The 20,938-nt window shown below is 40.7% G+C and carries 16 protein-coding genes; 9 read left to right on the plus strand and 7 right to left on the minus strand.

Features of this window, described 5'->3' with window-relative positions; translation table 11 throughout:
- Window positions 1–132: 132 nt before the first annotated feature.
- Window positions 133–912: a response regulator transcription factor gene (locus tag DVR12_RS22125; RefSeq protein WP_116977984.1), complete on the plus strand. Its 780-nt coding sequence runs from the start codon at window positions 133–135 to the stop codon at window positions 910–912.
- A 95-nt stretch (window positions 913–1,007) separates the two neighbouring features.
- On the opposite strand, the gene DVR12_RS22130 is transcribed toward DVR12_RS22125, so the two are convergent.
- Window positions 1,008–3,134, minus strand: coding sequence for a carboxy terminal-processing peptidase (locus DVR12_RS22130; protein ID WP_116977985.1), 2,127 nt, complete (start codon window positions 3,132–3,134; stop codon window positions 1,008–1,010).
- 225 nt (window positions 3,135–3,359) lie between these two features.
- On the opposite strand from DVR12_RS22130, the gene DVR12_RS22135 reads away from it, so the two are divergent.
- Window positions 3,360–4,616, plus strand: coding sequence for an MFS transporter (locus tag DVR12_RS22135; protein WP_116977986.1), 1,257 nt, complete (start codon window positions 3,360–3,362; stop codon window positions 4,614–4,616).
- A gap of 24 nt (window positions 4,617–4,640) precedes the next feature.
- Here the strand turns inward: DVR12_RS22135 and DVR12_RS22140 are convergent, their stop codons facing one another.
- Window positions 4,641–5,135 (minus strand): YkgJ family cysteine cluster protein, encoded by a 495-nt coding sequence (locus DVR12_RS22140; protein WP_116977987.1) that lies wholly within the window; start codon window positions 5,133–5,135, stop codon window positions 4,641–4,643.
- A 163-nt stretch (window positions 5,136–5,298) separates the two neighbouring features.
- Here DVR12_RS22140 and gcvP point away from each other — a divergent pair, with 163 nt between their 5' ends.
- Entirely contained in the window at window positions 5,299–8,163 is a 2,865-nt protein-coding gene (gcvP, locus tag DVR12_RS22145) for an aminomethyl-transferring glycine dehydrogenase (RefSeq protein WP_116977988.1), read from the plus strand.
- A 70-nt stretch (window positions 8,164–8,233) separates the two neighbouring features.
- On the opposite strand, the gene DVR12_RS22150 is transcribed toward gcvP, so the two are convergent.
- The gene (locus DVR12_RS22150) at window positions 8,234–9,490 is read right to left on the minus strand and encodes an alkaline phosphatase family protein (RefSeq protein ID WP_116977989.1); all 1,257 of its coding nucleotides are present in this window, start codon (window positions 9,488–9,490) and stop codon (window positions 8,234–8,236) included.
- A gap of 269 nt (window positions 9,491–9,759) precedes the next feature.
- Here DVR12_RS22150 and DVR12_RS22155 point away from each other — a divergent pair, with 269 nt between their 5' ends.
- From DVR12_RS22155 to DVR12_RS22180, 5 genes are all read left to right on the plus strand, one after another.
- Window positions 9,760–10,269, plus strand: coding sequence for a hypothetical protein (locus tag DVR12_RS22155; RefSeq protein ID WP_116977990.1), 510 nt, complete (start codon window positions 9,760–9,762; stop codon window positions 10,267–10,269).
- Window positions 10,270–10,440: 171 nt separating this feature from the next.
- Entirely contained in the window at window positions 10,441–11,322 is an 882-nt protein-coding gene (locus DVR12_RS22160; protein WP_116977991.1) for a hypothetical protein, read from the plus strand.
- 125 nt (window positions 11,323–11,447) lie between these two features.
- Window positions 11,448–12,284, plus strand: a complete 837-nt coding sequence (locus DVR12_RS22170; protein ID WP_147323517.1) for a hypothetical protein — start codon at window positions 11,448–11,450, stop codon at window positions 12,282–12,284.
- A gap of 666 nt (window positions 12,285–12,950) precedes the next feature.
- A complete protein-coding gene (locus DVR12_RS22175) occupies window positions 12,951–13,301 on the plus strand; it encodes an MmcQ/YjbR family DNA-binding protein (RefSeq protein WP_116977994.1) in 351 nt (116 codons plus the stop codon).
- A gap of 79 nt (window positions 13,302–13,380) precedes the next feature.
- Window positions 13,381–15,273, plus strand: coding sequence for a CocE/NonD family hydrolase (locus tag DVR12_RS22180; RefSeq protein ID WP_116977995.1), 1,893 nt, complete (start codon window positions 13,381–13,383; stop codon window positions 15,271–15,273).
- A gap of 27 nt (window positions 15,274–15,300) precedes the next feature.
- Here DVR12_RS22180 and DVR12_RS22185 read toward each other — a convergent pair whose 3' ends face one another.
- Window positions 15,301–16,497, minus strand: coding sequence for an acyloxyacyl hydrolase (locus DVR12_RS22185; RefSeq protein WP_158563337.1), 1,197 nt, complete (start codon window positions 16,495–16,497; stop codon window positions 15,301–15,303).
- 129 nt (window positions 16,498–16,626) lie between these two features.
- Here DVR12_RS22185 and DVR12_RS28035 point away from each other — a divergent pair, with 129 nt between their 5' ends.
- On the plus strand, window positions 16,627–17,343 hold the full coding sequence (locus DVR12_RS28035) for an FKBP-type peptidyl-prolyl cis-trans isomerase (protein WP_116977997.1): 717 nt from the start codon (window positions 16,627–16,629) through the stop codon (window positions 17,341–17,343).
- A 197-nt stretch (window positions 17,344–17,540) separates the two neighbouring features.
- On the opposite strand, the gene DVR12_RS22195 is transcribed toward DVR12_RS28035, so the two are convergent.
- From DVR12_RS22195 to aroB, 3 genes are read right to left on the minus strand one after another with little or no spacing between them, the layout of a single operon-like run.
- Complete coding sequence (locus tag DVR12_RS22195; RefSeq protein WP_116977998.1) at window positions 17,541–18,536, minus strand: chorismate synthase; 996 nt, start codon at window positions 18,534–18,536, stop codon at window positions 17,541–17,543.
- Window positions 18,537–18,563: 27 nt separating this feature from the next.
- Complete coding sequence (gene aroA / locus DVR12_RS22200; RefSeq protein ID WP_116977999.1) at window positions 18,564–19,826, minus strand: 3-phosphoshikimate 1-carboxyvinyltransferase; 1,263 nt, start codon at window positions 19,824–19,826, stop codon at window positions 18,564–18,566.
- Window positions 19,827–19,865: 39 nt separating this feature from the next.
- On the minus strand, window positions 19,866–20,891 hold the full coding sequence (gene aroB, locus DVR12_RS22205) for a 3-dehydroquinate synthase (RefSeq protein WP_116978000.1): 1,026 nt from the start codon (window positions 20,889–20,891) through the stop codon (window positions 19,866–19,868).
- Between the last annotated feature and the right edge of the window lie 47 nt (window positions 20,892–20,938).

Genomic DNA, 20,938 nt, shown 5'->3' on the forward strand with positions numbered 1-20,938 from the left:
AATAAATTCTCAACACAAACTAACATTATGCGCACGACATAGATTATAGTACTACTTCGAACTTTTTGTAATAATTATACTACAGCTAATTTTATTACCTTTAAATAACTAGTACCCTTACCCTGAATTTTTATGAAGATCAACCAAACGTTTGAGAAGCACTTAAGGGATGTTTATTATCTAAGAGAAGAAATAGAAAAGCAGGATGTTCACCAATTACTTGACAAATTTGCTCAGTTGGGAAATGTTATGCCATCCACTGCTCCAATCTACTTCCTGATCGATTATACTAAATCGAAGTATTTGGTAATGACTAATTCTACCATGGAGGTTACCAATCGCGATCCCAGAGAGTTTTTAGAAGGGGGCATTCCAATGCTGAAAAGTATCTATCACCAGGATGATTTCAAAATTTATAATGAAAAAGTCTTCCCGGAAAACCTTCGTTTCCTTGAATCACAGCCTCAATCAACCCACCAGGACTTTATTTTCACCTATAATTTCAGAATTCAACATAAAAACAAAAGCATGGTTCCTATCCTTCAACGAAGCTCTTATCTTACTTCTGAAGAAACAGGAAAACCATTATATAGTCTCGGAATGGTAATAGATATATCGTTCCTCAAAAAAGACAGATCTATCTATCATTCTATTGAAAGAAGCAGTTTAGCAACTAAGGAATTACTGGAAGAACATTATTATTACCCCTACTTCGAAGATAGCCTGCTATCGGCACAGGAAAGCCGGATATTGGCTTATATGGCGGAAGGAATGAGTAGTAAGCAAATTGCCTGGAAACTGAAAATCGCTGAAAATACAGTTGCTAATCACAGAAAGAATATGCTAAAGAAGACCAACACCAAGAATGTAGCCGAACTTATAGCAATGGCTTGCCGTAACGGCTTTATCTGAAAATAAGTGCTTGGTCTCTATTTTGTTTCCAATTATGATAAAAGCAAAGGGCATCTCAAAATGAGATGCCCTTTGCATAAACAAATTATTTAAATCTATTGACTTTTGCGTTGCATTTTAGGTAAAGACTGAACTATCAGGTCGTTCATTACATTTACAGCTTCATCGAGGTAAATGTCTTTTGTTCTTGCCTTGATCCAATCTTTATTTCTGGCGATCTTAGTAGTATCGTTACCAAGTTTATCCAGGTCTGTTTTGATATTAACAATGCTAAGTTCCTTCACCTTATCATTAACTGCATCGTATTTTTTCAAAGCAGCGGTATTGGTTTTTTGTTCTGTTTTGTAGGTCTGAATATTTAAAGAATAGCTTTCTTGTTTTTCGAGTTTCTTCAGGGTACTCAGATTTTCGTTCAGCAGTTTAAATGCCGGGCTTACAGCCATTCTTTTCTCACTGCTTTTTTTCAGTGATTCTGCATTTACAGGATTATACCACGGAGTGAAGGCAGCTTTAGGAATTTCGTCCCAAGCCAGGGCATCAGAATCTTTACGCTCTCCTACTTCATAGTAAGGATCTGGTAATACTACATCAGATGCAACACCTTTCAGTTGGGTAGAACCACCATTTGCACGGTAGAATTTCTGTTGGGTCAGTTTCAATGCTCCCAGGCTGCTACCATCTTTTGCCGGATAGAAATCATCCAGGTTGAAGAGGCGTTGAACAGTACCTTTACCAAAGGTCTGAGGACTACCGATAATGACAGCACGTTTATAATCCTGCATAGCTGCAGCCATAATTTCGGAGGCAGATGCACTATATTCATTTACCATAATGGCCAAAGGACCATCGTATTGTACGTTTTTATCCCTGTCGCGCAATACAACGGCATCACCACCTCTTGAACGTACCTGAACGATCGGGCCTTCAGGGATGAAGAGGCCGGCCATTTGAACTACGTCTTGCAGAGAACCTCCACCATTGAAGCGTAAATCGAGGATGATACCTTCTACTTTTTCAGCTTTCAGTTTAGCTACTTCTTTGGCAACGTCATCGGCACTCCTGGCTCCGTTACGATCATTGAAATCGGCGTAGAACTCAGGTAAGTAAATGTACCCGATTTTATGCTGGCCGTTGATGATAGCTGATTTAGCGAAAGTTTCTTCAGTTACGATTTCATCTCTTACGATGGTAATATCTTTGGTAGTACCGTCTACACTTTTCACGGTAAGCGTAACAGGCGTACCTTTCTTACCACGAATCAGTTTCACAGCATCTTCAACAGGGTAGCCAGTGATATCTACAGGTTCGCCAGTTCCCTGGGCAACTTTCTGAATGACATCATTTACTTTAAGCTGTCCTTGTTTCCAGCTTGGGCTACCGGTTACGATGCTTACAACTTTGATTTTATCACCTTCTTCCTTGAGTTGGGCACCAATACCGAAGAATTTACCAGCCATTTGCTCTTCAAATGCTCTTTTCTCATCTGGTGGGAAATAATCGGTATGTGGGTCCATCGTTGTGGTGATCGCATTAACATATAGATTGAAGCGGTCGTTATCGTTTTGTCTGTTTTTTAGTCTTTCGAAATAACGATCATAGAGTTGTTTTACTTTCTGGCGGGCTTCAGCTTCCAGTTCAGCATCTGTTTTTACTTTAGCAGAAGCAGAATCTTTAGCTTTATCCTTATCTCTTTGTTCCTGAAGGTCGGTCAACTTTTCGAGTGTACGATATTTCAGCACTTTGCGCCATGCTTCTTTACGTGCAGCTTCGTTGGCTGGGTAGTCGACTTTATCAGGATCTAACACTACTGTTTCATCGACAGTAAAATCGAAAGGTTTGGAAAGAATTTCAGGGTAGATGTTTGCAGCTTCGGCAACTCTTTGTTTAATCAGTGTATTGATGCTACGAAAACAGTCTACCGGTGCACCCATTAACTCATCATCGATATGGGAGGAAAGAGGTTCTAATTTAGTAATATCGGATTTCAAGAAAAATTTCTTCTCGGAATCGAGGTTACGTAGGTATTTATTAAAAACTTCTTTGGAAAATTTATCGTCGATAGGTTTGGGTTGGTAATGACCTTCTTTCAGCATCTGCCCTACAAGGTTCATGATTACCTCGTAGCGGGCAGGGGGGTCGTCTTTATGTCCCTGTTTACTGAATGCCAACACTCCTGCAGAAATGCTAATCAGGAGGACGGGTATAATCACTTTCAGTCTCATATGTATCTCAATTGTACTTAAACGTTATCAAATCAAATATAAAATAAAAACTACCGTTGGTTGAGATTATTATTTCCTTTTAACAAAAAATTGGGCCAAACGGAAGCTGGGCTGGTTAAATAACGAAAAAAGTCTCATAAATGTTGGCGAAATCGATTTCGGAACGGGTATAAAGGTGATAAAATTTTTCTGTGTTCTTTGTACCTTCGACCTAAAAATAAGAGGTTGGACACAACGGCGCCGAAAAGGAATGATCCTTATGCATCTTTACGTTTTCAGGAATTCAATTTTTATCTGATAATCCGATTTGCCTTCGTATTTGCCCTGGCTATGCAATTTGCCATCATTGAGTGGAAGGTATACGAGCTGTCGAAAGACCCATTTTCACTGGGGCTCATAGGCTTAGCAGAAGTTATACCGGCAGTATTGCTGGCCCCATTTGCCGGTCATCTGGTAGATAAGAGAGAAAAGAGGGGAATGTTGCTAAAATGTGTAATTGCTTACGTTTTTATAAGTACGGGGTTATTTATTCTAACCTGGGATAAGGCGGTGGCAGGAATTTCCACAGCCTGGGTATTAAAGCTCATCTATTTGCTGGTATTTTTGGGAGGAATCGTCAGAGCCTTTACCAGCCCATCCACATTCAGTTTACTATCATTATTGGTTCCCAGGGAATTATATGCCAATGCCTCTACCTGGAGTAGTTCTGCCTGGCAGATAGGGGGAGTACTGGGCCCAGCCCTGGGTGGATTACTGATCCACGCAATTGGCGTTCACTGGTCTATGCTGGTAGTGGTTTTCGTATTTTTTGCGCCCTTATATAGTCTGATCAGGATAAAACCTAAGCCTATCTTCTATAAATCGCAGGGAGAAAGTTTCTTTGATGGGTTAACAAAAGGGATGCGCTTTGTCTGGAATACCAAAGTAGTACTTGGAGCGATGGCTTTGGATATGTTTGCTGTATTGTTTGGAGGAGCGGTAGCTATGCTGCCTGCCTTCGCTACAGATATATTGCATGTAGGTTCATTAGGTTATGGATTTCTAAGATCAGCACCGGCAGTAGGTGCATTGCTGACCATGTTTATTCTGGCTCACCGGCCTTTGGTAAATAAGCCTGGAATTAAGCTGCTGGCAGCGGTTTTTGGTTTTGGGTTGACGATTATAGTATTTGGATTATCTACAAGTTTTTATCTGTCGATGTTTGTGCTGTTGCTCAGCGGAGCATTGGATGGAGTGAGTGTAATAATCAGGCAGACCATTCTGCAGTTAAAAACACCGGACGATATGAGGGGAAGAGTAGCAAGTGTAAGCTCCATGTTTGTGGGTTCATCAAACGAGCTGGGAGCTTTTGAAAGCGGGTTTATGGCCAGGGCGATAGGTCTGGTTCCATCAGTAGTATTTGGAGGTTGTGTAACACTGGGAGTTGTTATTACTACCTATATCATATCTCCTGCCATGAGGAAATTAGATTTAAAGCCCTGATTATTAGCCAGGGCTTTAAAGAATTTATAGATCCATTTTGGCTTTGATCTTTTCAAGTACATAGAAAACGGCCGGACAAATAGTGCTATTTTCATATGTGATTTTAGGTCTTTTAAAGAAATCATAACTATCGGTATACGGGTAATTGCCGCAATCTCCGGGCCTTACATCGTATATACTACAATAATTGTCTGAACCCAGGAAAGGGCAGGGAGTAAATTTGACTACATAATCTTCGTCACTGTCGACCCGCAGGTAAGTTTCGATGAATTCGCCTTCTTTCATGCCCAGGTATTTCGCGATACGGCGAATATCGGGTGCTTTAAAGCGTGGGCTTATAGATTTGCAGCAATTTCCACATTGCAGGCAGTCGATCTGTTCGAAGGCTTCCTCATGAAGTGCCGGCAAAAGTTTTTCAACTCCTTTTCCACGGCGGGTTTGAAGTTTGGTTAAGAACTGTTTGTTCTCTTTCTGTTTATCACGGGCTTTTTGCTGCCAGTCTTCCAATATTTTACTCATTTGCTGCAAAGATAGGAAATTCGGTATTGGACAAAAGTATGACATAAACGTAGTTTAAATATCTGCTATTTATCACTGTTTTTGCTTGCTGCTATTGATTGTTTGGCAGTTGCATAAAATCTGCATAGCTTTGCGCATTCTTTTCAAACTACCTGCTTACATCATGAATCTTTTTGATATTCAACAGAATGAGTTCGTGCACCGTCATATAGGACCGAACGAAGGCGAAACCAGCCAGATGTTGGAAACTATCGGTATTTCAGATTTAGACCAACTAATCTCCAAAACAGTTCCTGGTGCCATCCGCATGCAAACACCGCTGGCTATACCGGCAGCGATGAGTGAGAGTGATTATCTCCGTCACTTAAAAGATATATCACTAAAAAACAAAGTATACAGAACTTATATTGGTCAGGGGTATTTCGACACAATTACGCCTAGTGTGATTCTGCGTAATGTATTCGAGAACCCGGGATGGTATACTCAGTATACTCCTTATCAGGCAGAAATTTCACAAGGTCGTTTGGAGAGCTTATTGAACTACCAAACGATGGTGAGTGATCTGACCGGCTTACCTATTGCCAATGCTTCATTACTGGATGAAGCTACAGCTGCCGCTGAAGCGATGACCATGTTCTTCAATGCACTGAATAAAGACCACGATCACGTAAGCAGGCCTAAATTCTTTGTAGACGAGAACGTATATCCGCAAACGTTAGACGTTATCCAAACCCGTGCAACACCGCTTCATATCGAAGTTGTAGTGGGTGACTATAAAAAAGCTGCATTTAATGAAAGCTATTTCGGTGCTCTTGTTCAATATCCGAACAGCCTGGGTAGTGTAGATGATTACCGTACTTTCATTGAGCAGGTACATGCAGTTGGTGCATACGTTGGTATGGCTACAGATCTGCTGGCGCTAACCTTGCTTACCACTCCAGGTGAAATGAATGCTGATGCAGCATTTGGATCGGCACAACGTTTCGGGGTTCCATTAGGTTTTGGTGGCCCTCACGCAGCATTCTTTGCTGTAAAAGATGAGTTCAAACGTTCAATACCTGGCCGTATCATCGGAGTAAGTATTGATGCACAAGGAGGAAGAGCATTGCGTATGGCTCTCCAAACCCGCGAACAACACATCAAACGCGAAAAAGCAACTTCAAATATCTGTACAGCGCAGGCATTGTTAGCTAATATGGCTGCTATGTATGCTGTATATCATGGTCCTCAGGGGCTGAAAAACATTGCTACCCGCGTAGCATTGCTGGCAGCAACTATCGGACAAAAACTGAAGGCAAAAGGTATTAAACTCGCTGCCGACAACTATTTCGATACAATAGTAGTTGAAGGTAAAGCTGATATTAAAGATGCAGCTGAAGCAATGGGAATTAACTTCCGTTACTTAGCAAATGGTAATGTTGGTATTTCTATCGATGAAACCACCACACTTACCGACATCAATGATATTCTGCATTTATTCGAAGCAGGAACAACAGATGCAGCAGCAGTATCAGCTGGTGCTACCGCTATTCCTGCCGACTTGCAACGTACTTCTCCTTATTTACAACACCCTGTTTTCAATAGTCATCATAGCGAATCGCTGATGATGCGTTATCTGAAATCGCTGGAAAATAAAGACCTGTCTCTGAATACCTCAATGATTTCACTTGGTTCCTGCACCATGAAACTGAATGCAGCTACTGAGATGATTCCTTTGAGCTGGGCACATTGGAGCAAAATGCATCCATTTGCACCTGTAAATCAGGCTGGTGGCTATCTTCAAATGATCGATGAACTGGGTGAATACCTGAGCCGCATTACAGGATTTGATTCCTGCAGCCTGCAACCTAACAGTGGTGCGCAAGGTGAATATGCCGGTCTGTTGGTGATCCGCGAATTCCATAAGAGCAGAAATGAAGGTCACCGTAACGTAATGCTGATTCCTATCAGCGCACACGGTACTAACCCTGCATCAGCTGTAATGGCCGGATTTAAAGTAGTGGTAGTAAAAGCACTGGAAAACGGGTATATAGATGTAGAAGATCTGAAAGCTAAGGCAGCTACCTATAGCAAAGACCTTGCAGGTATCATGATCACCTACCCTTCTACCTACGGTGTTTACGAAGAAAGCGTGAAAGAAATCTGTGATGTGATTCACCAACACGGTGGACAGGTTTACATGGATGGAGCCAATATGAATGCACAGGTAGGTTTAACAGCACCAGGCTTAATCGGCGCTGATGTTTGTCACCTGAACCTGCATAAAACCTTTGCTATTCCTCACGGGGGTGGCGGACCTGGCATGGGGCCAATTTGTGTTGCCAAACACTTAACTCCGTTCCTTCCTGGTCACGTAAGCCAGAATGGTGGTAAACCAGCCAACGCGGTTTCTGCAGCACCATTTGGTTCTGCAAGCATCCTGCTGATTTCATACGCATATATCCGTATGCTTGGCTCCAATGGCGTAAAACAAGCATCTGAATATGCAATCCTGAATGCCAACTACATGAAGGCAAGACTGGAAAAAGCATATGATATTCTTTACACGGGGGTTAACGGAACCTGTGCGCATGAGTTTATCGTAGATCTTCGTCCATTTAAAGCATCGGCTGGAATTGAGGCGGAAGATGTAGCTAAGCGTCTGATGGATTATGGATTCCATGCACCAACAATGAGCTTCCCTGTTGCCGGTACTATCATGATTGAGCCAACAGAGAGTGAGGATAAAGGAGAACTGGATCGTTTCTGCGATGCACTGTTATCTATCCGCGAAGAAATCCGCTCTATAGAACAAGGGAATATCGACAAACAAAATAACGTACTTAAAAATGCACCGCATACTCAGCATGTGATTACAGCAAATGAATGGCCTTATCAATATAGCCGTCAGGAAGCTGCATTCCCGCTCGATTATGTGAAAGCTAATAAGTTCTGGCCTTCTGTAAGCCGTATCAACAATACATTTGGCGACAGAAACCTGATTTGCACCTGCGAACCAGTTAGTGCATATGAAGAAACAGTAGCTTAAGTACTGAAATTATAAGAAAACGCCTGTATCGGATTCCGGTACAGGCGTTTTTATTTGATATGGGAAAAGATTATTGTTTTAATGTTGGTGCCAGCACATCCAGGTTTCCATCAATTGGATCAGTAATTTGCAGTCTTAAGATATGAGCAACTAAGGGATAAACATTTACGTTTTCGAAAGTTGCGATACGTGTATTTTGTTTAAAAGCCGGACCCCAGGCCATAAAGATGGCATTCATATCAGTAAGGTTATTATCATAGCCATGATGGCCAGGATATGTTTTCTTACCAGGCGCTCCAAAAATATAATTGGCTTCTGCCAGCAGAATTATGTCACCGATACGGTTATGAACATCTTCCTGCCCATAATGCCATCTAAGGGGTGTTTCATTCTTTAGATAAGCGGTGTAATGATTTTCGTGTTGCTTCAGGAACTCGTAAGCAGCTTTGATTTCTTTCTCATTTTTACCATAAAGCATAATCTTTTCGGCACCGGGTGCTGTTGTTAAAGGTTCCAGGAGTGGAGAAGCAGGTAATTGAACAGTGTGAGCAGTATCTGCCTGCATCATACCATGATCGGCCACTATAATAAAATTAACGGGGAGGTTTAGTTTATTTACCTCGTCTACCATTTTGCCAATACTTTGATCTACGAACTGAACTGCCTTTCTAACACTATCGGAATTGGGGCCGAAGCTGTGCCCCATATGATCTACCTCCGGGAAATAGAAAGAGATAAAATGAGGGCGTTGGGCTTCGGGTAAAGATAGCCAGTCGACCACCTGTTGAATGCGTTTATCGATACCAATTTTCTCCTGGTATCTGTAATAGTAGGTTGGTCTGACATGCTGTATAGCGCTTTCTGAGCCTACCCAATAGAAGCTGGCGCTGATCATTTTCTGGTTTTCAGCCAATACCCAAAGCGGAGTACCAAAATACCAGCTACCATCTTCAACAGCTTTTTTATCAGCTACTTTATAGGTCTCTTTACGCTTGCGATCATAGAACTGATTATCTACCAGCCCATGGTGGGAAGGATATAATCCGGTAACGATGGAATAATGATTTGGGAAAGTAAGCGTAGGGAAGGAAGGTTGCATTGCAGTAGCTCTAACACCGTTACCAGAGAGTTTTAGCAGGTTTTCTGCCTGATATTTCTCTGCATAATCGTATCTGAATCCATCTATTGAGATTAGGATAACATACGGTTTGGTTTGTTGCAGAGCATCGTTTGATCTTCCATTTACGATGTATTGGGTAGTGTCCTGAGCCTTAGCAATGCAGCAGGAAAGCAGGATAATTAATCCTATTAAATTAAATCGTTTCACAAGCAGATTTTTTAGATCAGGGGTTATAACAATGGAACTATTTAGGGTTGCAAATTAGTTAACAATTCAGGTCGAAAGCCACATGATAAAATTAATTATGCATCAATATATGTAAAATATAATAATATCTTAACCTAAATATTGCCGAAAATGATAAAAAGTAATGAAAGAAAGATCAAAGAGATATTTTTTACATATATATTATTAATTAATTGATTGTTTTTCTATATATTAGCTCAACCGAAAAACCTTTTCTAACATTACTAACTATGTCTGATTACACCTTTATCACGACTGAAGAAAACTTTTTGCTTCAGGAAGCCTTAAAAAAAAACAAACAACAATTAGCAAAATTTGGATTAATAGGTGCTGCTGTTACGTTGGTTGTTGCCACAATTCCTCAGGTTTATCTTTATAGACATAATTCCATGGGAGATGCTGATACTTCTATGTTATCCTACAAAAATCTGTGGTTTTGGATCTGGTTACTCTCCTTTGTTCTTGCACTGATATTTTCATTAATTAAGTTAACGGACATACGATATTGGGCTATAAAGAAGGACTTGACAGCTTTGCAAAAAGGAACTTTGGAAGCGCCGATGGAAGCTGTATATGTAGAAAATAACGATTCCCAGACGAATATTATGGTATTGCAGGATCAGAAAAAACGCCTGTACTATTGGATGGCCGGAGTTTTGGACGGATATAAAGCCGGGCAGTCTGTAAAAATAACATATGCTCGATATTCACGTGTAATAATCAGTATTAATAAATTATAGCTTTAACATTTATATAATATATTTATTTTTGTCAGCAGTCTTATTTTGGACTGCTGACTTTTTTATATCATGTTTTAAAACCTATGATGTTAAACCAGACAACTACTACCCACCCGATTTTAAAGTCTTGCCTGGTGTCTTATGAAAAAAAATCTATATAAACCATCAATCATGTTCAATTTGAAAAGTTCGACTGTTTTAAAATGTGCCGTAGTAGCACTGTTTGCCCTCGCGTCCTGTAGTAAAAACGAAGACACTACCGTTCCGGAAACTAAAGCTCCTGATACCCTGTACCAGGTACAGGCTATTTACTGGGGTGATAATATTGTTTATGATTCCTTCGTGTATAAGGAAAATAAACTTACTGAAGCCTGGTTCTATGATGAAGACGAGAAGGCATACATGCAGAAGAGTATTTATACTTACAATGCAGATGGATTTCTTACAAAATCGCTGAACTATGCTAAATACCGTAGCAACGATATGTATTTAAGATCTGTTGACAGCATAGCTTGGAGCGATTCCAAACTGGTTGATTACAGCTATTCTTTCGAAGAGAATAAAACTAATATCATTGGAAGAGACACTACTGTAATAAGTTTGGATGCCAGTAAGCGTATGACTTTAATTGGTACAAAAGATACAATTCGCTACTCCGATTATAAGCAAGTGGATTATCTGGAATACGCATTTACCGGAAATAATATAACCACCCATACAAATAAGTATTATAGTGCTCCAAATAACTCTAATATTCCGGGTAACGAATATACAACCGTAACTACTTTGGAATTTGGTGATTTAATCAATCCATTACAGGAAGTATTGATCAAAAATCCTATTTTGGCAATGGACCTGGATGATGAATTACCTGGAGTTTTCCTGAGCGGTAACAATGTCAAAAAAATTACTGAAACCTATCGTGGAGAAACATCAGTATATACTGCGACAAGCCAGGCCTTACCTGGTACCAAGGTTTTGTCCAAATACCTTTTCACCTTCGGAGAAAAAAATCTTACCTGCGGTTATAAGATTAATAAGATCGTAAAATAATAACCTAATAATTAAAAAATCCAGGAGGTATTGCGCTTCCTGGATTTTTTCTTTTTACTAACTTCCACGTATATCCCAAATATCTATATTCTACAAATTTGGTCAATTTAAAAAGTACTACAATTTTGAAATGTGCAATAGTAGCACTATTGGCACTTGCAGCATGTGGTAAAAAATCTGATATCCCCGCACCGGAAATTAAAGCAGATACTGTGTATCGCATAGAGGGCATTTACTATGATGATATTTTGACAGACTCTTTTGTTTATAAGGGAGACTTACTTACCGAAGCATGGTTTTATGGAGAAAATGGCTATACAGAAATGAGCCAATACACTTATAACGATGCTGGATTTATTATTAAATCAGTGAATTTCGAGAGGTTCAATAATACCATGAAGCTATATTCCAGCGACAGTCTCGTTTGGAGTGCTTCAACAATAACACAATATTCTAAATTTTCGGATGCTAATACAATTCTAATGGATACACCTGTAATCTCCATTGATGCCAATAAACGAATTGGATTAATCAGGACAAAAGATACAATTCGGTATCCTCAATTCAGGCAACTTTATTATACTGAATATACATTTACAGGTAACAATATGACTACCAATGTGTCCAAATATTACAGAGATTACTATATAGAGAATCACCCTAGTTCGTTTTACGACCAGGTAATTACATTTGAATATGGCAATTTAATTAATCCGCTCCGTATGACGTTAATTAATAATCCACTTCTGTCTTTTAGAGAGGAGAAATCACTTATTAGTGTCAATAATCCAACAAAACTAATCCAATCCTTTGCGGATAAATTCAATGAACACTTAGCTAATTATAACATTACATCTGAAGCCTTACCTAATACCCAAATAATGTATAAATCAACCTATAAGGAGATTAATTCAGATGCAAGCTGGGTAATGAAATTCAAAATAAAAACGATTATTAAATAAAGTATTGTTACACATAATTATTGATGCTATCCATTGTTAAGATGTAGGTGGATACTTAGGAATTTGTGATTAGTTGTTGGCGTAATTCTCATAAACGTAAGTTGGTCGGAACAGACAAAGTACTGTGAAGTGAAATGGTATCAATGGTATATTGACTTCAATTTGAGGGATCAGCTTCTTTTATCGTTACCAGGGTGGGGGTAAGCCCAATGTTATTAAGTTAAGGAAATAGATTTCACGAATACTTGATATCTAATTGTTGGATTTACCTTCCGTGGCCATTGGCAGGGCGGGGGCAAGCCCCGCCCCTACAGGGTTTCATCGAATTACAGGTTCGATATTGTAGAATTATTTCTTTCCAGAATTGATTTTAATATGAAATTTAACTACCAGAAAAAAACATTATTTCGATGAAACCTTGTAGGGGCGGGGCTTGCCCCCGCCCTGCCAATGGTAAAGGATGTTTGTCCACCATTATAGAACCTATAAGAAATAGAAATCAATTCATTATAAAATATATTCAACTCCCTTAACTTAAAAGCATTTGGGCTTCCCCTCCTTATCTGCGATTAAAAAAGTCTGCTTCAATAAAACTTTATAAATCACCATACGCTATTCTTATTTCTTAAGTTTAATTAATTTGCACCTACAACAATCATACAAACCATGACCCTCGCACAATTCCAGGAGTATTGCCTTGCTCTACCAGGTGTTACGGAAGAATTTCCATTTGGAGAAGAAACCCTGGTATACAAAGTATGTGGAAAAGTTTTTGCCCTTAGCGGTATAGAAGATTTTGAATCGATTAACCTGAAATGTGATCCTGAAACTGCAATAGAATTGCGGGAGAGATATGATGGTGTTGAACCAGGCTACCATATGAATAAAAAACACTGGAATACAGTGAATGTGCATGCCGGTATTCCTAACAAACTACTACTGCAGTGGATAAGGGATTCTTACGATCTGGTAGTTGCCGGCCTGCCAAAGAAAGAGCGGGAAAAATTAGGCCAATAACCACTCTACACAGTTTACAAGGGGGAATGTATTTTTTTTGAGTACATTAGCCACCATCAAAATCTAAAATTACTTGTTTATGAGAAAATGGCTGTTATTGGCCTGCTCTATTCTGCTGACTTTACCAGTAGTAACAAAGGCTGTAAACCAAGACTCTCTTTGGTTGTACGAGAATTACACCAAAAAAGAAGTTTATATCCCTATGCGTGATGGTGTAAAATTATTTACATCTATCTATCTCCCTAAAAACAAATCAGAAAAACATCCCATTCTGATGACCCGTACTCCTTATTCCTGTGCCCCGTATGGCGAAAATGTGTATAAGGCCTGGTATCGTAATCATTATATGAACTACCTGAAAGAAGGTTATATCATGGTTACCCAGGATGTAAGAGGCACCTGGATGAGTGAAGGAAAGTTTGTAAACGTACGTCCTTTCAACCCAAATAAAGGGAAAAAAGATATAGATGAAGCCAGCGATACTTATGATACTATCGACTGGATGGTTAAAAACCTGGATGGCAATAATGGCAATGTGGGTGTTTTCGGGATTTCTTATCCGGGCTTCTACAGCAGCATGGCTGCCCTCAGTAACCACCCTGCATTAAAAGCAGTGAGCCCTCAGGCGCCGGTTACCGATTGGTTTATGGGCGATGACTTCCACCATAACGGGGCTTTCCTTATTTCGGATGCTTTTTCTTTCTATACAGGATTCGATCATCCGCATCCGAAACCAACAACTGTTGGACCTAAAGGTATCTCCTATTATACCCGCGATAATTACAAATATTACCTGGAAACCGGTGCGCTGCCTAACTTCTCCAAGATTATTGGCGACAGCGTTACCTTCTGGCAGGATATGTATAACCACCCAACCTACGATAGCTGGTGGCAGGCACGTAATATCCGTAACTTCCTCACCAACATTAAACCAGCTGTGCTTGTTGTCGGTGGTGTGTTTGATGCCGAAGACTGCTTCGGTGCCTGGAATACCTATCAGGCAATCGAAACTAAAAGTCCGGCTACCAACAATAGAATCGTAATGGGCCCCTGGTACCATGGTCAATGGGCCTCCAATGATGGTACTCACCTGGGTAATGTAAAATTCGGCAGCAATACTTCTACTTACTATGCAAACAATATTGAGATTCCTTTCTTCAATTATTATTTAAAAGGGAAAGGCACTCCTCCTGCAATTGCTGAAGCTACCATCTTCTTTACAGGAGAAAATCAATGGAAAGAATTACCAAAATGGCCTCCTGCAAATATGGAACCTACTCCAATTTATTTACAGGAAAACAGCAAGCTATCTTTCAATAAGCCTACTACCAGCAATAGTTTTGCTGAATATGTAAGTGACCCGGCCAAACCTGTTCCTTACACCAGTGATGTACATTTTAGCAGAACAATCAATTACATGACAGACGACCAGCGCTTTGCGGCACGCAGACCTGATGTAGCTGTATTTGAAAGTGAAGTACTGGATAATGATGTTACCCTGGCCGGCCCGATTGTAGCTGATCTGATCGCTAGTACCAGCACAACAGATGCCGATTTCATCGTGAAAGTAATAGATGTATTCCCGAATGATTTCAAATATGAGGAAGATGCACCGAGTGAACATAGAAGAGTACCTTCTGCAACTTACCCAATGGGTGGTTATCAAATGCTGGTACGTGGAGAAGTAATGAGAGGTAAATTCCGCAATAGCTTTGAAAAGCCTGAAGCTTTTATTCCTGACCAACCTTCAGAAGTGAAATTTACTATGCCTGATGTGGCGCATACCTTTAAGAAAGGCCACCGCATTATGATTCAGGTACAAAGCAGCTGGTTTCCACTGGTAGACAGAAACCCGCAGCAGTTCCTGGATATCTACAAGGCCACAGATAAAGACTTTATTAAAGCTAATATCCGTATTTATCATGATGCTTCATACCCATCAAGTGTAATACTGCCCATCAGCAAAAATTAAGATAATTACATATGTGGCAGGAGGGAATTATTTTCTGTTCTGCCACATATACCTTCCACCTCCACCCCATTCTACCCAATCGGCTACAAAGCCGTCTACAGTTTTTAACCCTATCTGTACAAAACCATATCTGCCAAACTTATACCTGACGGCTACGCGGGCAAAGAACAGGCTTTTTTCATTATCTTTTCTGATGACATGCAACCCCGGATCAAGTATCACTGCAAACTTCTGGATATGCAGCATGTATCCAAGATGCAAGCCCATCAACATTTTATCGCTCATCTTTACAGTTCCGTATTTCTTTTCGTAAACATAGCCTAAAGACCCATCGTAGAATCCATCTACTCCTCCGCCAATACTACTCTTATGAGAGATGCGGTAGTAGTAGTCAAACACCAGGGATGAAGTAAAATAAGTAGCCTGGATTCCTTCATCTTTCGGCAATTGCACCATTCCTACGGCACCATATAAACTGATTTCCTGTGTATGTTTCACCGGTGGAATTGGCATTGGAATATAAGTAGGGCGGCGAGGCACCTCAAAGGTGCTGTCGATCTGTTGCCGGACTATTGATCGGATGGTGTTATAATGATAACGTATACCTATATGTGGTCCGGCCATGTTGAGACCCAGGTTGGGCATATGCATACGCCCATTGGAATAGTGGGTCAGATCCAGACCGTAAATCAGATCCAGAGAGGGCGACAAACGACGAATACCCGAAAATGTCAGATTAAAGTAGACATCTGTTTTGGAGCTTATTGCATCATTTGTAGGATTAGTAGTAGCGTTGTAAGTTTTCAGATCATAGGTGATTCCCAATGAGACTCCTATTTCGAAATGGTTTTTGGGTCTGCGATGCACAGGGGCAAAGAAGAAGCCATATAAACCATTCGGCTTACCCAGAACGGAGGGATTTCCTATATCACCGGTATAAAACCCAATACCATAGCTGGGGTAATTGAAAACCCGCTGCCAGGTTTGCCGGCCGGTCGACATCCAGCCCATTCGTACTTCCAATGCCTTATAACCATTATCGAGTGCATTTTTCAGTTCATCTCCTTCATAGAGATGTACCCCGGCATGAAGCTTTAACTCCAGGAATTTATGTCTACCCAGATTGGGATTACTTTTTGCTTTGAGCCACAGATCTGTAGTATCCTGTGCAGCTACTCTCAAGCCGATTGATAACAGTAGTAAAATCCGATAGCATTTATTCATATAGATTAATGGGCCTAATACATTGCTAAACATCTTGAGGGCATGAAAGTTCAGATTTTGGGAAGCTGGATTTCGAAAACTAATATTAATTAACTTGCATTCAACTTTAAAAGCCCTTAACAAACTATTATGTATAAAAAATACCTGCTAATTGGTGTGCTGGGATGTTTCTCCATTCAAGGTTTCAGTCAAGCCAAACCTGCTGTTAAAAAACCGGTCGCTAAACCAGCGGTCAAAACAACATCGGTATTAAAAAATCAGGTCGACTCAGTAAGTTATGGTTTAGGTGTAAATATAGCTGAGAACCTGAAAGCGCAGAACCTTCAGAATGTAAACACAACAGTGTTGGCTAAAGCTATTCAGGATGCGTTAAAGAATCAGCCATTAGTAATGTCAAAAGATTTATGTGATATGAGTATTAGTAGTTATCTGCAACAATTAAAAGCAGAAAAATCTTCAAAAAACAAGGAAGCAGGGATGAAATTTCTTGCTGAAAATGCAACTAAACCCGGTGTTGTAACCTTACCTGATGGTTTACAATACCTGATTTTAGATGAAGGTACTGGTCCAAAACCTACTATCGATGATAAAGTAAGAACCCACTATCATGGTACTTTAATTGATGGTACTGTATTCGATAGTTCTGTAGAGAGAGGCCAACCTATCTCTTTCCCGGTTAGCGGTGTAATTAAAGGCTGGACAGAAGCATTGCAATTAATGCCTGTTGGTTCGAAATGGCGTTTATTCATTCCATCAGAACTTGCATATGGCGATCGTGGTGCAGGTCCAAAAATTGGTCCGGGCAGCACTTTGATCTTCGATGTAACATTACTTGCAATAGAATAATAGCTCGCAAGCTCGTTTTTTCTCGCAGAGAAGCATAAGAAGCAAAGAGGCATAAGGATCGAAGCGAATGTTTTTAAGGACTTCCGTTAGGTTTCAATTATAATAGAAACCAGTCAGTAGTTCTTAATAATATTCGCTTCGATCCTTATGCCTCTTTGCTTCTTATGCTTCTCTGCGAGAAAACGCTCGCTTGCGAGCTATTTAAAAACTCTTGGACGGCGTTGTTCCAGGAGCATGAAATCGGCCAGCACCATTGCGGTTACTGCTTCCAAAACAACGGGTACACGTAATGCAATACATAGATCGTGACGGCCCTTCACGCTGAAGGTTTCCACTTCACCGCTCTTTATATTGAGTGTTTGTTGCTCTTTAGGAGTACTGGAAGTAGGCTTCACCGCAATACGGAATACCAACTGGTTTCCATTGGTTATACCACCTACAACCCCACCAGCATGATTAGTGGCTGTTTTACCAGTTTTATCGAGGATTGGGTCGTTATGTTCCAGACCTTTCATTTTAGCAGCGGCAAAGCCGGTTCCGAATTCAATTCCTTTAACAGCAGGAATGGAAAATACAGCATGAGCCAGATTAGACTCAAGTGAATCGAAGAAAGGTTCTCCCAAACCAATTGGCAATCCATCAACCGTACATTCTACCAGTCCACCTACCGAATCTTTTGCTGCAATAGCCGCTTCCAGTCCGGCTTCCGGGTCAGGATTCCCTCCTACTTCCTTAATAAAGGCTGATACCTTTACAGATTCACCAAGGATCTTTTTAGCAATAACACCTGCAGCCACCAGGTTGAGGGTAAGGCGGCCACTGAAATGTCCACCACCGCGGTAATCTTCGAATCCACCGAATTTTTCGGTAGCAACGAAATCGGCATGTCCCGGGCGGGGAAATTCTCTCAGTTTTTCATAATCGGTGCTTCTGGTATTGTTATTCTCGAAGAGAATAGTAACGGGAGCTCCGGTAGTATGATCGTTGAAAACGCCTGATTTAAGGAAAGGCAAATCTTCTTCTTTACGAGGTGTGGTACCTCTGGAACCACCTTTGCGGCGTTCGAGGTCTTCCAGGAAATCCTCCTGTTTTAACGGAATACCGGCAGGTATACCATCTATATTTACACCAACACTGGCGCCATGTGATTCTCCAAAAACTGTAACCCTGAATAGTCTACCAAAACTGTTCACGCACAAAATGATTTAAAGTGAAAAATATTAAACATTCACCGCTATCTTACCACCTAACAACTCCAGGTGATCAAAAAATTCGGGATAGGATTTATTTATAGCTTCAGCATTTTCAATAACTACTGGTCCATCAGCTGTTAAAGCAGCAACTGCACAGGCCATTGCAATACGGTGATCGTTATGGGAATGTACATTGGCACCCTTAATACCAGTTCCGCCATGCACCAACATCAGATCGCCCTGTAGTTCGATTTTAATGCCCATTTTACCAAATTCTTCCTGTAAGGTTATTCCTCTGTCGCTTTCTTTATGGGCGAGCCTGCTTACTCCCGTAATGCGGGTAATACCTTTACAGTTAGCAGCTAATGCTACGAGTGGAGGGAAGAGATCCGGACAATCGGTAGCATCAAATTCAAAGCTGGTAAGTGGAGCTTTCTCTATATTTACAGTAAATACCCCTTCCAGCATTCCGGCACCAGCTTTCTTTAGAGCCTCCAGTATTGCTTTATCTGATTGGGCAGAAGCAGTATTCAGGTGTTGTACTTCGGCTTTACCAGCAACAGCAGCAGCAACCAGCAGAAACGCCGCACCGCTCCAATCGCCTTCCACCGTATATTCGCCAGCTTTATAGGCCTGTTTCTTTCCGAAATAAAAAGTTTCAAAGTTCTTTTCTTCAACCTGTACACCAAAGTGCGACATAAGTTGGAGGGTTAAAGCAATGTAAGGTTTGCTTTTCAGATCCTGCACGGTAATCGTTACATCTTCAGCAGCAGCACCATAGGCCATCAGCAATCCGGTAAGAAATTGGGAGCTTAAAGAGCCATCGATGGTAATATTTTTAGGCTTTAAAGGGCCCTGAATGTGTAGAGGAAGCTTACCTTCATTGGTAGTACATTTTACATCCAGCAGAGGAAGTACTTCTTCAAAGAAGTTCATAGGGCGGGTAGTGAGACTACCATGACCCTCAATAGTGATAGGGAGTTCAGACAATGCAGCGATAGGAGTAAACATTCTGATCCCCAGGCCAGATTCGCCGCAGTTAATTTCATCATAAAAAGGCTTCACGCCATTGCTGGTGATTTCGAAATGATCGAATTCACGTTTGATTTTAGCGCCCAGATTTTCTGCTACTTCCAAAGCTGCCAGGCAGTCGTTGCTCAGGCCCGGATTACGGATAATAGTAGTGCCATGAGACAGCAAAGCCGCAGCAACAGCGCGTTGCATCGCACTTTTAGAAGGATTGGCCGTAACAGTGCCGGTAATAACGGCTGGTGATACAGTAACTTGCATATGTAAATTTCGTCTGCCTTTAAGTTGATGAGTAAATGTTTATAGTTCCTGTAGCATCTGTTTTAACTCAGTAATAGGAATAGGCATAGTAGTAGCTTTGCCTATTTCTTCCAACAGCACAAAATGGATTACATCTTTTTCTCTTTTCTTATCTAATTTGAAGATATTGAAAACAGCCGTTTTATCGGAAGTAAATGCAACAGGAAGTTGATAATCGCTGATCAGTTTGATCAGGCGTATGGTAGATGCATTAGGTAAGTTGAGCAATTTTTCCGAGAATCTGGTAGCGGCAACCATTCCAATAGCAACAGCCTTACCGTGTGCAATATGTTCCAGTTTTTCGACTGCATGGCCAAGTGTATGGCCAAAGTTCAGCCAGCGGCGAGGACCTGTTTCCAGTTCATCTTCCAACACTACTTTTGTTTTTGCAGCAACAGATTTCTCTACCAGGTATTGCAATACGCTTACATCACGGGATAATGCTTTTTCGATATTGGCTTCCAGATAATCAAATAATGCAGCATCCATAATGCAGGCATATTTAATAATCTCAGCAAACCCGTTATGCCATTCTTCTGCAGGCATGGATAACGGTAAAGTATAATCGAAAAGAAGGAAGGAAGGTTGGCGAATTATTCCCAGGAGGTTTTTCTGCGCACCATGACTTACGCCATTCTTTCCACCGATGGAAGCATCTACCTGAGCCAGCAAAGTAGTAGGAACAAAGCCAAAGGGAATACCTCTCATATAGATGCTGGCAGCAAAGCCGGCAACATCTGTAAGCATACCGCCTCCGATACCAACCAGTGTTGTTTTACGATCTGCTTCAAAAGCGATCAGGCCATCAATAATCTTTTCAACAGTAGCGAAATTCTTTTCATCTTCACCGGCTTTTACAACTATCTTTTTCCAATCGTGAAGCAGATGTCCATGATGTCGTTCTACGTTTTCATCAATCACAATTACCGTTCTGGTACGTTCTACATGATTGCCTAAGTTTGATAATTGTTCGCCTAAAAAATAGGTAGTTTCCTGTTGTTGAAATTGATGTATTTGTTTGACCATGATGCTTTAAGCTATTCGGAAAAAATTGAGAAAAATTACCAGCAGCC

Origin of the sequence: Chitinophaga silvatica, from assembly GCF_003419895.1 — a bacterium.
In the GTDB taxonomy this organism is placed as follows: Bacteria; Bacteroidota; Bacteroidia; order Chitinophagales; family Chitinophagaceae; genus Chitinophaga; species Chitinophaga silvatica.